This is a genomic window from Clostridium sp. AWRP (assembly GCF_004006395.2).
In the GTDB taxonomy this organism is placed as follows: Bacteria; Bacillota; Clostridia; order Clostridiales; family Clostridiaceae; genus Clostridium_B.
The window spans coordinates 4,302,130-4,315,218 of record NZ_CP029758.2; the positions used below are offsets into that span (position 1 = coordinate 4,302,130).

Here is a 13,089-nt window from a genome sequence, read left to right on the forward strand (position 1 = left end):
TCTCCCCCTAAAAATCCTTATAAAATTTATTCTTTATAATGTCTCTTCCTCTATCAGAATTTAAAAATTGCCAGGTAGATTCTGGAACAATTTTCTCTATTACATCCATTCTACCTTCACATAAAAGCTTCCTTACCTTGGAAGCACTTATATATTCTCCATTATACTTTTCTCTTTCAATTTCTACAACCTCTACATTATAGATAGGCATAATTTTTTTGAGAGTTTCGTTGTAAGTGCTAGTAATATCACAATAAGGTTCTTTTCCTACAAATCTTTTTTTTATATTAAACCTCTTACAAATATACTTCCCAAATATGCCGCTGTCTATTTCTTCATAAGCCTGTAATCTTTCATCTGCTTTTTTTATGAAATAATTAGGGAATGTAGCTTGAGATATAATGTATTCTCCTGCTGGAATTACTTTAACGTTTTTTAAATCTTGTATTCCTGTTTTCACCATAGTATATCTATCTGAAAATGGGAAGTCAGATTTATCTTCCTCTACCAAAAACAATAAAACCTGATTACAGTTTTTAGCAGCTTCTTCTATCAAATACCTGTGTCCTTTTGTAAAAGGATTGCAATTCATCACTAAAGCAGTACTTTCTATATTATTGTCTATAGAATATTTTTTATCTATACTATCTAAAAATTTATCTATATTATATATACCATACTCTAAAAGGGCAGCTTTTTCTGCCCTATATAAAAGTTTAAAGTTCAAAGAAATAAACACATTGATTTTATCTGGTTTTGTAAATATAAAATTATGAAATATTCCCTCATTAAAACTCTTGTCAATTAAATGGGATATAAGTGATGAAGTTAAATTTTCCCCTCTCATGTCTTTTGACACTGCAAAACACTTAAATATACTTCCTGCCTTAGAACAAGTTGCCTTTATATTTCTATTATTGTCTCTAAGTACTACAGTGTAGTCCACATCTTCGTCCAGTGTTAAATCAAACTTTTGTAAAAAACAAATTACCTCATCTTTTTCCTGATTCGAACTCAAATCTATACTTTCAAGGGATAAATCGTACATAACTTCATCCTTCCTTCCCATCTTTTTATAAAATTAGGATATAACTTTTCTAACTACATCAATTACAGTTCCATCTCTATATTCAACTACTGCTACAATTTCATCAGAAGTTTTTATAGCCTCTGGTTTTCCTGTCATCTTCTCAGCTGTTTCCTTTAATTTTTCTATAGTCATAACTGGCAAATTGGCTTTCTTTAATTTTTCTATTAAATCTTCTCTTTTTGGATTTACTGCTATTCCTCTATCTGTTACTACCACATCTATACTTTCTCCCGGTGTGGTTACTGTAGTTACCTTGTCCTTTATTATCGGAAGTCTACCCTTTATAAGATTTGTAACAACTATAGCAAGCTTTGCTCCTGCCGCAGTATCACTGTGTCCACCTGATCCTCCCATTATCATACCATCTGATCCTGTTGTTACATTTACATTAAAATCTGTATCTATTTCTGTAGCTCCTAATATCATCACATCTAGATTATTTACTACTGATCCTCTGTTATGTGGGTTACCATACATAGAACCTGACATTGTCTGATGTTTTGGATTGTCTCTATAAGATTCCACCGCTTTTAAGTCAAAACACTGTACATCAAAAATGTTTCTAAACAGTCTTTCTTGAAGCATATCAACTATATATCCTGTTATTCCTCCTGCTGCAAAACTGCCTGTAACTTCTTTTTTCTTCATTATATCTTTTAATTCCATAGCTACTGCAAGAGAAGTTCCTCCTGCTCCTGTCTGAAAAGACATTCCTTCTTTTACAAGTCCTGATGATTCTATTACCTTTGAAGCCATCTTTGCTATTTTAAGCCCTACAGGATCTTTTGTTATCTTAGTAGTTCCTGATACTATTCCTTCAGGATTTCCTATAGAATCCATTTTTACTATATAATCTACATATTCCTGACTTATTTCTATTGGACATGCAGGATAAGGTACTAAGTTATCTGTAACTGCCACAACTGTATCCGCATACTGGGCATCTGCTATTGCATATCCGAGAGATCCACAAGCAGATTTACCATATACTCCATTTACATTTCCATAGGTATCTGCTGTAGGGGCACCAATAAATGCCACATCTATATGAAGATCACCACTTTCAATTGCCCTTGGTCTTCCACCATGAGTCATCATAATTGAAGGTTTCTTTGAATATCCCTTTGATATTGCTTCTGCTACTGGTCCTGATATATAATCCGCTATAATCTGGGTAACTACTCCATTTTTCATATGCTCTACCAGCGGTTCATGTATTGGAAATATACTACTTGCTGCTACAGTTATATCCTTTATTCCTCTTTTGGCAAGTGCATATATTACATTGTTAAGTACAAAATCTCCATTTCTCAAATGGTGGTGAAATGATACAGTCATTCCATCCTTTAATTCTATCTTATCTAGTACTTCATCTATACTATTTAATACTTTATTTTCTCCAGGTTTTACACTCTTTATTTTTACTCCTGCTTTTTCCCTTATTCCATAGTTTGCAAAGGCACCTTCAAAAGGCTTCACCTTTCCATAACCTTCTATGTAATCAGGAAGTTCTCTTCCGACTGAATTTTTCACTGTAATCCCTCATTTCTACTTATTATTCTTAATTTATCCAATCAGATAAATCCAAGTAATTTTGCTAGTTCTACAGTAGTTACTGCCCTGCTTATTACTGGAGCATCTACCATTTTTCCATCTAATGAAAATACCCCAAGTCCTTTTTGTTGTGCTTCATCTCTTGCTTTTAGTACTCTAACAGCATGGTCTATTTCTTCTTTTGCAGGTGCAAATACTTCATGTATGCTGTCAATTTGTCTTGGATTTATAGCTGCCTTTCCTGTAAATCCTAGCTTTTTCGCTGTTGTCGTATCTTTTTCCAATCCTTCATAATCATTTGTATCTGTAAATGGTGTGTCTATAGCATCTACCCTAGCTGCCCTACAAGCTGTAGAAACCTTGTTTCTTGCATAGAATATTTCCTGACCTTCCTTTGTTCTCTTTATTCCAAAATCAGAAGTCAAATCTTCTGCTCCTAAAAGTACAGCTGCCACTCTTTTTGATGAGTTTATTATGTTATATACATTTTCAAGTCCATAGGCAGTTTCAACTATAGGTATTAACTTTATTGAACCTTTTTCAAATGATTCTTCTTTTTCTATGCCAGTTAATATTTTATCTATTTCCTCTAATTGTTTCTCAGTTGCCTTTGGAATCATTAGCGAATCAGGTTTAACTCTAGCTATAGTATCTATGTCCTTTGGCCCATATTCTGTATCCAAAGGATTCACCCTGACTACAAGTTCTACCTTAGAATAATCTACATTGCAAATAGCTTCTTTTACAAGCAATCTTGCACTATCTTTTTCTGTAAGACTTACTGCATCTTCCAAGTCAAGTATGACAGAATCTGCTCCAAGTATAGGTGCATTTTGAAGCATACCTGGATTATTTCCTGGCATAAAAAGCATTGTTCTTCTCAATTTTTTCATTACAATCACCTCTCTATAACGCTCTTCTCAAAGCTGTTTCAACTCTTGCTTTAATAGTATAGTCCAGTGCTCCCTTATCCTGAGCTTTTATCACTGCACTTTTTACTCCCAGCTCATCTACTTTATCTAATATGGTCTTCTTTATTTGTTTTCCAAATTGTTTCATAACTACACTCTCAAGTTCAAGTTCTATACCATCCTTATCATTTGGCATTACCATGATGAGTATATCATTTGACTCAAGGGTACCTGCCTTTGCTGGTTTATTTATTTTCATAAAATGCTACCTCCTTAAAATATGGATTATCCTGCATAATTGCAACATAATCCACATTAATTGTTTACTTCTAAAATCTATCAATGAATCTTACTTAGACTGGTCCACAGAGTCCAAGTACTCTTTTCGTCCTGATTCATATAAATTATTGCCATCTGAATCTATTACTACAATTACAGGTAAGTCTTTTACTTCTAATTTTCTTATAGCTTCAGAATCCAAATCTTCATAAGCTACTACTTCTGCTTTTTTTATGGATTTTGCTACAAGTGCTGCAGCCCCGCCTATTGCAGCAAAGTAAACAGCTCCATTTTTCTTCATGGATTCTATAACTTCTTTTGAACGAAGGCCTTTTCCTATCATTCCCTTTAACCCTATATCAAGCAGTCTTGGTGCAAATGGGTCCATTCTATAACTACTTGTTGGTCCAGCTGAGCCTATTACATGGCCTGGTTTTGCAGGACTTGGTCCTGCGTAATATATTATTGCATCTTTTACATCTATAGGAAGAGATTTACCTTCATCTAATAACTCGACCAATCTCTTATGAGCAGCATCTCTAGCAGTATATATTGTTCCTGATATTAAAACACTATCTCCTGCTTTTAAAGTTTTAACCTTTTCTTCCGTTAACGGAGTAGTTATCTTTTTTTCCATATACATGCCGTTAAATAAAACGGCTTTTCAACTCCTCTCTGAATTTCGACTTGAAATTTAATATTACAATTCTATTTCCTTATGTCTTGTAACATGACAATTTATATTTACGGCTACAGGTAATCCTGCTATATGCGTAGGGTAAGTTTCTATATTTACTGCAAGAGCTGTAGTCTTTCCTCCTAGTCCTTGAGGTCCTATACCAAGACAATTTATTTTGTCTAAAAGTTCATTTTCTAAATCTGAATAAAACTTATTTTTATTTCTTTCAGATAATGGTCTTACAAGAGCTTTTTTTGCAAGATTTGCAGCCTTGTCAAAAGTTCCTCCTATACCTACTCCTACAACCATAGGGGGACATGGATTTGGTCCTGCGTCCTTTACTACTTTTATTACAAAATCTTTAACACCCTTAAGCCCATCTGCTGGTTTAAGCATTTTTATCTGGCTCATATTTTCTGAGCCAAATCCTTTAGGAGCCACTTTTATGTTAAGTTTATCTCCTGGAACTATTTCATAATATATTACTGCAGGAGTATTATCCTTAGTATTAACTCTATTTATAGGGTCAGATACTACAGATTTTCTTAAATACCCTTCTACATATCCCTGGCTTACTCCCTTATTTATTGCGTCTTCTAAACTTCCTCCTACTATATGAACATCCTGGCCAATTGTTATAAATACACAAGCCATTCCTGTATCCTGACACATAGGCACATCTTCATTTTTAGATATATCTATATTTTCAAGTATTTTACCTAAAATGTCTTTTGCAGTAGGCCATTTTTCGTTCTCTTCACATTCTTTTATCTTTTTCTTAACATCCTCCGAAAGATAATAATTGGCATCTATACAGAGATTTCTAACAGCTTTTGTTATAGTGGATACATCTACTTCTCTCATAATTTAACACCATTCTCCTCAATTGTATTTTTAATGTATAACAAGCTCATTATATAAGGTTTTAAAACGAAAAATCAACTCGTTTTACGCATACTAATTTTTGATTACTAAAATACATATATGAAAAGGCAGTTTAAAAAACCGCCTTTTCATATATTTTCTATTTTCTTCTATTTACTAATGCAACTACTCTATTCATTTCATTATTAACTATCATATATCCTTCATCTACACCCATACCTGGTTTTGCAAGAACTTGTTTTGCACCACAGGCCATTCCTATATTGGTTGTAACTTCTGCGGATCTGTTTGTTTCATTACAAGTTCCTCCACAATAAGCTCCCATATCATGATCTTTACAATACATAATAGCATCAGCTATATTGTTGACTCCACCTAAATCTGGAGTTTTTATTTGAACCATATGACCTGCTTTATTGTCTGTAAAGAATTTAACATCATCTACTGTATTACACCATTCATCTGCTACTAATTCTGCATCTATTTTTCTACTATCTATTTCTGCTCTCAAATCTCTCAGAGCTTCCATCTGTTTTTGTCTATCTTCTACATCCATTGGTCCTTCAATTCTCAAATGGAATGGATTTGCTGCTTCTGCAAGTGAAGCTATATAGTCAGCCATAGCTTTTGTATCATATTTAAAGGCAATGCCTATAGTTCCGTATACATCAATGTGGAATATTGGGCTGTAATCTTTAGAAGTTCTAAGTTCTATTACTCTATTTCTAAGCCACTTAACATATTCTAAAAGTTTTTCTCCATGCATTCCAAGTTTTTCTTCTACGTTATTTATAAGGGCATGTGGCATAACATCTGCACCTTTTATTATCATCTTATCTACATTATCATATCTGTCATCGCCGGATTGTGCAAATATTGGGACTCTCTTTATTTCACCCTTTGGATTATATTCATTTCTTATAACTTCTGCCATTGTTATTTTCTTTGATTTTGCTACAGCATCTAATATAGCTTGTGTTATACCATATCTTATAGCTGTATGAAGTCTCTTACCATTTACCTTCATACTATCAAATTCTTCTGCTAATGACTTAAACTCGTTTAATTCTCTTCCTATTAATTTTGGAGCTATTTCCTTTTCTATAACTGGTATAAAATCTTTAGCTAAAAATAATGGATCTCTTCCACCTGCACCTGAATATTGAACAGCGGCACAATCACCATAAGCTACCTGTCCATCTTCTAGTACTAGCATTACGGATATAGCTTCCCCTGCCTGTCTAACTTTAGCAAATCCATCTGTTACAGGTTCACCTACATAAGTAAATCCATTATGTTTAGCTCCTTTTTTTATAGCCCTCTGATCATCAAAATAAAATCCTGTTTTTCCTTCTGAGCAAATTACGTCAACTATTTTCATTTTAAGTCCTCCTTGAAAATTAAACTGTTTTTAATTATTTTTCTTTTGGTCTTCCTATAAGTACTCCCTGTCCAACTGCAAATATATCATCTATAGTCATCTGAAAACTTACTTCTCTATTTTCAAATTTTCCTCTTTCCTGTAACTTTCTCTGATTAAAGTCTTTTAATTCCTGGCTAAAAGGAACGTTGCCAAAGTGCAAATATCTAACTGCTCCTGTATTATCTCTTGCTGGCATCATCTTGCCTGCATTATATTTACTTGGTGCAAATGGTACATCTATAACTCCAGTTTCAAATGCTTTTACAGTTCCTACAGCTAAATCTCCCTTTCCAAGTTCAAATACTTTATCCAATATGCATTTTACTTCTGCTTTAATTACTGATATTTCATCTTCCAAATCTTTTGACATAGGAAGTCTCTGTCCACTTAACATATTTAAAGCCATCTTTGTTGCTTTTATTCCTGCTGCATTAGCTTCTTTAGTAGGGATTCCTATAGCTTCATGAGGTGTCTTAACTATAACTTTTGTTGCTCCTGCAAGGGCTGCTGTAGCTGCTCCTGTAGATATAACTCCAAAAGCTTTTGCTTCATCTGCAGGGAATCCTCCCATCCACTGATGAAATACTGTAGTTATATAAACATCATTGTATCCATACTTTTTCAAGTATTCATCTATCTGCTGCTCTAATGCTCTCATAGCCGCTACATCCTGAACTACATTACCACACTCGCCATATCCTACAGTTATATTCTTAACACCCTGTTCTGCTGCAAGTAACCCCTCTATTATAGCTACTGCATTTGAAGTACTTGGTGGTACTAATGTTCCTGTAAGCGGTCCAAACGGTTCTCTATTTATAGATACTCCATTTTCTTCATAAAATCCAACTAATCTATCACAATACTGCCAATCTACAAGTGACTTAGCTATTGAAACATTCTTTGCATAAGGTACATTATAGGATATACATCCTCCTTCATTTGAAGTAAATCCACCTGCATGAATTATTTCTGCTAAAAGTCTTGAATCTGGAGTACCATGTCTAGCCTGTACTGGTAAATCCAATGCTTCTACTACTTGTCTACATCCCTTAACTCCGTGATTTACTCCTGGAAATCCATTTAAAAGTGACCTTCCCTGAGCTTTACTCTCTTTTATACCTACTTCACATTCATCATATCTATTCTGTCTCGTATAACTATCTATAGTTGTTGGAAGGAGATCAGCTCCACCTTCATCTTGTAAATGTTTTAATAATTTAATATGATCATCTATAAGTGCAACTCCAGCTCTTGGTTGGGCTAAAGTAATTCCCTGTTCTTTTGCCTTTATTAACTTTTTAGGAAAACTCTTATGCTCAGGTAACTTCTTTAAATAATCTACTGCTTCCTTAAGATCAACTTCCTTACCTGTTGGCCATTGACTTAAAACTTCTTCTCTAACTTTAAAAAATTGTTCTTCTGACCATTTTTTATTTTTAAGTTCCATATCTTTACCCCCTTATATTTTCTATTTTGTTATACAACATATTTTTTTAGTGTTAACTAAATATTTTTTCATTATTCTAACTGCTATGTCCGGATACTCTTCTGAAAGCAGTCCCATAGCAGATAATATATAACTTCTATCTACTAAATACTCTGGATCCTTTGGTTTCAAATGCATAGGATCTTCTGTAGTAAAAATTCCTGCTTTTAATATTTCTTCAGGATCTTCACTGTGAACCAATACTCCACCTGTTCCTATGAGGTATTTGGTATTTAAAAGGTCTTTTCCTATTTGAGAATATACAACTCCACAAGGGGTATACACACTAGTCAAAACTCCAACGTGTCTTTCCATAGCCATTTCCGTAGCTACCTTTGCCATTGCTTCATCAAATTTTATATCCCTTTCATTGTCAGGAATCATTTTTATATTTTCACTTCTATATTTACAGCCAGCCTCTATATCTATGCTTTTATCTTCTAAATATTTGAGTACCCTTTTAGTACTGGCAGCTTCCCATAAGGACACTGCGGAATATCTCATTCCCAGATCTCCTTCTACAGTTCTCTTTGCAAAAGGCTCCTGTAATCCTCTTAAAGTTACTGCTGGTTTTGTAGGCTCTCCATCAGCCAAAGAATGTACATCCGTAGTAGCTCCACCTATATCTACTACTACTAAATCACCTATACCCTCTTCTTTATCACTTCCAAGACTTAAAGTTTTGGCAGCTTTTAACACAGCAGCTGGCGTAGGCATAAGGATACCATTTATATATTTTTCAGCATTTTTCATTCCCTTAGCTTCAACTATTTTTTCCATGAATATTTTTCTTATTTCTTCCCTAGCTGGTTCAACATTTAAGACATTTAGCTTAGGCATCACATTTTCAGCTACTTTATAAAACATTCCTGCATCTTCTAATATTTTTGATACTTCATCTTCTGCTACTTTATTTCCTGCTACAACTATTGGAATATCCATTCCACTTTTAGCTAGCAACTTAGCATTGCCAATTATACACTCTTTATTTCCTCCATCTGTTCCGCCGGCTAAAAGTATCATGTCTGGATTTGAATTTTTTATTTCTTCCATTTCCTTTGAACTCAAATCATAACTATAAACATGCATAACTCTTGCTCCAGCACCAAGTGCTGCTCTTTTAGCAGCTTCAGCAGTAAGCTCTGGTACAAGGCCTATAGCAACCATTTTTAGTCCACCTGCAGCAGATGAGCAAGCCAGTTTCTTTATGAAATTAACTTTTTTATTCCTTAATTTACTTTGTAGTTCTGCATAGGCTTTGTTAAAACCTATCATTATGTCATCTTCCACTGTAGTTATAGCTTTAGCTGTACCTAAGATCTCTTCATTTTCTATATCCACAGCTGTCAACTTTGTATAGGTACTTCCAAAATCTATAAGCAAATATCCTTTCATAATTAACCACCTCTGTTCTCATAAAGAGGATTCAATAATTAGATTACTTTTCCATTACTTTTATACATTTAAATCTTTTTTCAAATCATCAATTGTAATTTCAGGTAATGTTCCTGGTGGATATATTCTATCAAATCCCATACTCTTAAATTTATTATATACATCTTCCCACTTTTGTTTTCCAACCACTAAATTTCCACCTGCATAAATTAGTATACCTTTAAGACCTGACTCATCACATTTTTCTCTAAGTCCCCTGCAGTCCATTTCTCCATGCCCATAAAGTGAGGATACTAAAATGGCATCTGCTTTAGTTTCAATTGCAGCATTTATAAAATCTTCTTGTGGTGAAAGAACTCCTATATTTATTACGTTAAATCCAGCTTCTGTAATGGCATGATCTAATATTTTATTTCCAACTGCATGACAATCAGAGCCAATTACTCCTAAAACTATGGTTTTCATTATAAAACACCTCCAAATTGCATAAATACCAATTAATCATATATTAAAAAATAAATAATATTATTTATTTTCAATCTTATTTAACTCCAATTTCCATACTTTAGCTCAATTATTTTGGTTGAGTTCAACTATTTTTGATTTTAAATCCTTAATTGAACTATCATCGAGATTATACAAGAATCTCATTATATGTTTCTTGTCCACATTATGTGATTCAACATCTTTATATCTTCCTGGTGAAACTATCAATATATCTGCATTATTTATAACTTTCTCAAGCTCCTGGTCATTAAACGTATTACTAAACTCAATATCAATATCTCCTAATCCTGCTCTTTCAAGTGCTCCTCTTGCTTTAAACATAAACTCCTTAGAAATGCACACAAAAGCAAATTTAGTATCACTAGGATATCTAGCAATTTTAACTATTGTTGCCAAATCTACATTTATGGCTACACCTATTACTTCTTTGTGTAATCCTTCCGTTAGTTTAATTACTTCATTTACATGGTTAAAAGTTGCTATTATAACTTGGCTTTTTTCTATAATCTGCCTAGTTTCACTGCTTATATTTCTTATATCATCAAGAGTAAAAGGTACTATATTCATGTCCGTGCTTTCCATAAGCTGTTTGCTAAACATTCTAGATTGCTCTATGTTACATTCCACATATACCCCACTAATTTTACTTATAAGTTCTTTCTTTTCTCTTATTCTTTGAGTTACAATTTCTAAAAACACATCTGGATCTATGCCTGATTCAATAGCTTCTTCAAACGCAAGATCTATAAACTTTGTTATTTTTTCCTTTGTATTTTGAACTTTCCAAGGATTTGCCTCTTCTGCTACAAAAGTTCCTCGTCCCTGGTAAGATTTTAAAACGCCATCTTGTTCTAATTCATTATAAGCTGTGCTTATAGTATTTCTACTTACATTAAGTCTTTCAGATAATTCTCTTTCTGTAGGCATTTTTTCGCCTACCTTAATGAGGTTACCTTTAACTAAATCCATTATTTGGTTTTTTACTTGTAAATATAATGGTACTCCACTATCTTTATTTATTTTAATGTTTATGGCAATCACCTCAAATCATTGGATTAATGGATTAATCCATTACTTTACCTAAAGGGTACCATATTGCAAGTTTAAAATCAATAGCTTTTTGTTAACTTTCAATTTTCAGAAAATTCTTATGAAATTGTTTTCAGAATGTGCTTTTAAAGGGTTAGGAACTAAATAAACTCCTTCTTCAATTAGCCTAAATTTAAGGATGGCTACCATTAATTAGTCCAATTTTACTTAACACAAACTTAAAGTCCAATTTTGAGAAATGTCTTCTAAAATAAAAGATTTGAACAATTCCCCTTTACGAATTGCATATTACTATGCAATTCGTAAATTTGCCCCCTTATAAGGACTATTTTTATGTAAATATTAGGGAATACAATTTTTTCAGTATAGATATGTTAAATTTTTTTATTTAATTATGATTTTCCTGAACAACACTTTTCTTTTTTTTAGTTGCATTTTTATTAACACCAAATACATAATAGCAGATAATTAAAGCTGCTATCCAAATAGGTCCTAATACAACCGCTATTACAGTATCCGGGTTAAATGCCATCATTACAAATACAAATACTAAATATGCTAAACTAATATAACTTACATAAGGATATCCTTTAGTCGGAAATTTCAATTCTCCTATCTGTTTTTGTGTGAGAGTTTTTCTAAATTTCATTTGTCCAAGTACAATCATAAACCAGGCAAAAAGTCCTGCAAAAGTTGCAATAGATGCAATATATGTAAATACTCGTGCTGGGAGAAAATAATTAAGTATAACACCTACAAGCATACATGATGAAGAACCTATTATTGCATTCTTAGGCACTTTGGTACTACTAAGCTTGCTAAATATTTTAGGTGCTCCCCCTTGAAGCGATAAATTATATACCATACGTCCTGTCGTATAAATACCGCTATTACATGAAGACAGTGCTGCAGTAAGTACAACAAAATTTATAATTCCAGCTGCAGCCTTAATTCCTATTTTATTAAAAGTCAATACAAAAGGGCTTCCTATAACTCCTATTTTATTCCAGGGATAAAGCGACATAATTACTGTTAACGATCCAATATAAAATATGCAAATTCTCCAAAAAACCTTATTAATAGCTGATGGTATGGTTTTTTCAGGATTTTTTGCTTCTCCTGCTGTAATTCCTATAAGCTCAGTAGCAAAAAAAGCAAAAGTAACTAGTGGTAATGCTTTTAGTAACCCTTTTATTCCATTAGGGAAAAATCCTCCATTTTTCCACAAGTTTGTAAATCCTACTATCTTTCCTCCATTTCCTATTCCAGTAAATATAACAATTAGTCCTAAAATGATCATGACAATAATAGCAACAACTTTTATTATTGCAAACCAAAATTCAAACTCTCCATAAGCTTTTACATTAATTAAGTTTACAGTTATCATTAAGGCAAGTGCTGCAAAAGCAGATACCCACCTTGGAACTGATGGAAACCAAAAATTTATGTAAATACCAATAGCCGTAATCTCTGCCATACAACATGAAATCCAATTCAGCCAATAAGTCCATCCCGTTAAATATCCAGCAAGTGGTCCTATATACTCATTAGCATAAGCACTAAAAGAGCCTGCAAGCGGCTGTTCAACTGACATTTCACCAAGTGCACGCATGATAAAAAATAAAATAGTACCGCCTATGGCATAATCCAGCAGAATCGACGGTCCTGCCATACTAATTGTACTTGCAGATCCTAAAAACAATCCAACTCCAATAGCACCACCCAGTGCTATTAACTGAATATGCCTTTCTTCCAATCCACGATCAAGATCTTCATGCAAATCAGAATTTTTATTATTCATTATAAAATCCTCCTTATATTTTGTAT

12 protein-coding genes are annotated in these 13,089 nt (G+C 33.2%); all 12 read right to left on the bottom strand.

What is annotated here, in order from left to right:
* Window positions 1-7: 7 nt before the first annotated feature.
* The 12 genes from citC to DMR38_RS20130 all read right to left on the bottom strand — a co-directional run bounded on the left by citC (window position 8) and on the right by DMR38_RS20130 (window position 13,063).
* Window positions 8-1,048: a [citrate (pro-3S)-lyase] ligase gene (gene citC, locus DMR38_RS20075; protein WP_127723349.1), complete on the bottom strand. Its 1,041-nt coding sequence runs from the start codon at window positions 1,046-1,048 to the stop codon at window positions 8-10.
* 33 nt (window positions 1,049-1,081) lie between these two features.
* Window positions 1,082-2,623 carry a citrate lyase subunit alpha gene (gene citF, locus DMR38_RS20080; RefSeq protein ID WP_127723351.1) on the bottom strand — a complete coding sequence of 514 codons (1,542 nt, stop codon included), beginning with the start codon at window positions 2,621-2,623 and terminating at the stop codon, window positions 1,082-1,084.
* A 41-nt stretch (window positions 2,624-2,664) separates the two neighbouring features.
* Window positions 2,665-3,537: an aldolase/citrate lyase family protein gene (locus DMR38_RS20085; RefSeq protein ID WP_127723353.1), complete on the bottom strand. Its 873-nt coding sequence runs from the start codon at window positions 3,535-3,537 to the stop codon at window positions 2,665-2,667.
* 13 nt (window positions 3,538-3,550) lie between these two features.
* A complete protein-coding gene (gene citD / locus DMR38_RS20090) occupies window positions 3,551-3,814 on the bottom strand; it encodes a citrate lyase acyl carrier protein (protein ID WP_127723355.1) in 264 nt (87 codons plus the stop codon).
* A 90-nt stretch (window positions 3,815-3,904) separates the two neighbouring features.
* On the bottom strand, window positions 3,905-4,471 hold the full coding sequence (locus DMR38_RS20095) for a Fe-S-containing hydro-lyase (protein WP_127723357.1): 567 nt from the start codon (window positions 4,469-4,471) through the stop codon (window positions 3,905-3,907).
* Window positions 4,472-4,534: 63 nt separating this feature from the next.
* Window positions 4,535-5,377: a fumarate hydratase gene (locus DMR38_RS20100; protein ID WP_127723359.1), complete on the bottom strand. Its 843-nt coding sequence runs from the start codon at window positions 5,375-5,377 to the stop codon at window positions 4,535-4,537.
* Window positions 5,378-5,537: 160 nt separating this feature from the next.
* Window positions 5,538-6,779 (bottom strand): methylaspartate ammonia-lyase, encoded by a 1,242-nt coding sequence (locus tag DMR38_RS20105; RefSeq protein ID WP_127723361.1) that lies wholly within the window; start codon window positions 6,777-6,779, stop codon window positions 5,538-5,540.
* 34 nt (window positions 6,780-6,813) lie between these two features.
* Complete coding sequence (locus tag DMR38_RS20110; protein WP_127723363.1) at window positions 6,814-8,271, bottom strand: methylaspartate mutase subunit E; 1,458 nt, start codon at window positions 8,269-8,271, stop codon at window positions 6,814-6,816.
* A 21-nt stretch (window positions 8,272-8,292) separates the two neighbouring features.
* On the bottom strand, window positions 8,293-9,705 hold the full coding sequence (gene glmL / locus DMR38_RS20115; protein ID WP_127723365.1) for a methylaspartate mutase accessory protein GlmL: 1,413 nt from the start codon (window positions 9,703-9,705) through the stop codon (window positions 8,293-8,295).
* Window positions 9,706-9,765: 60 nt separating this feature from the next.
* Window positions 9,766-10,170 carry a methylaspartate mutase subunit S gene (gene glmS, locus DMR38_RS20120; protein ID WP_063553728.1) on the bottom strand — a complete coding sequence of 135 codons (405 nt, stop codon included), beginning with the start codon at window positions 10,168-10,170 and terminating at the stop codon, window positions 9,766-9,768.
* 105 nt (window positions 10,171-10,275) lie between these two features.
* On the bottom strand, window positions 10,276-11,253 hold the full coding sequence (locus DMR38_RS20125; protein ID WP_127723367.1) for a GntR family transcriptional regulator: 978 nt from the start codon (window positions 11,251-11,253) through the stop codon (window positions 10,276-10,278).
* Window positions 11,254-11,650: 397 nt separating this feature from the next.
* A complete protein-coding gene (locus DMR38_RS20130; protein WP_127723369.1) occupies window positions 11,651-13,063 on the bottom strand; it encodes an amino acid permease in 1,413 nt (470 codons plus the stop codon).
* Window positions 13,064-13,089: the final 26 nt, after the last annotated feature.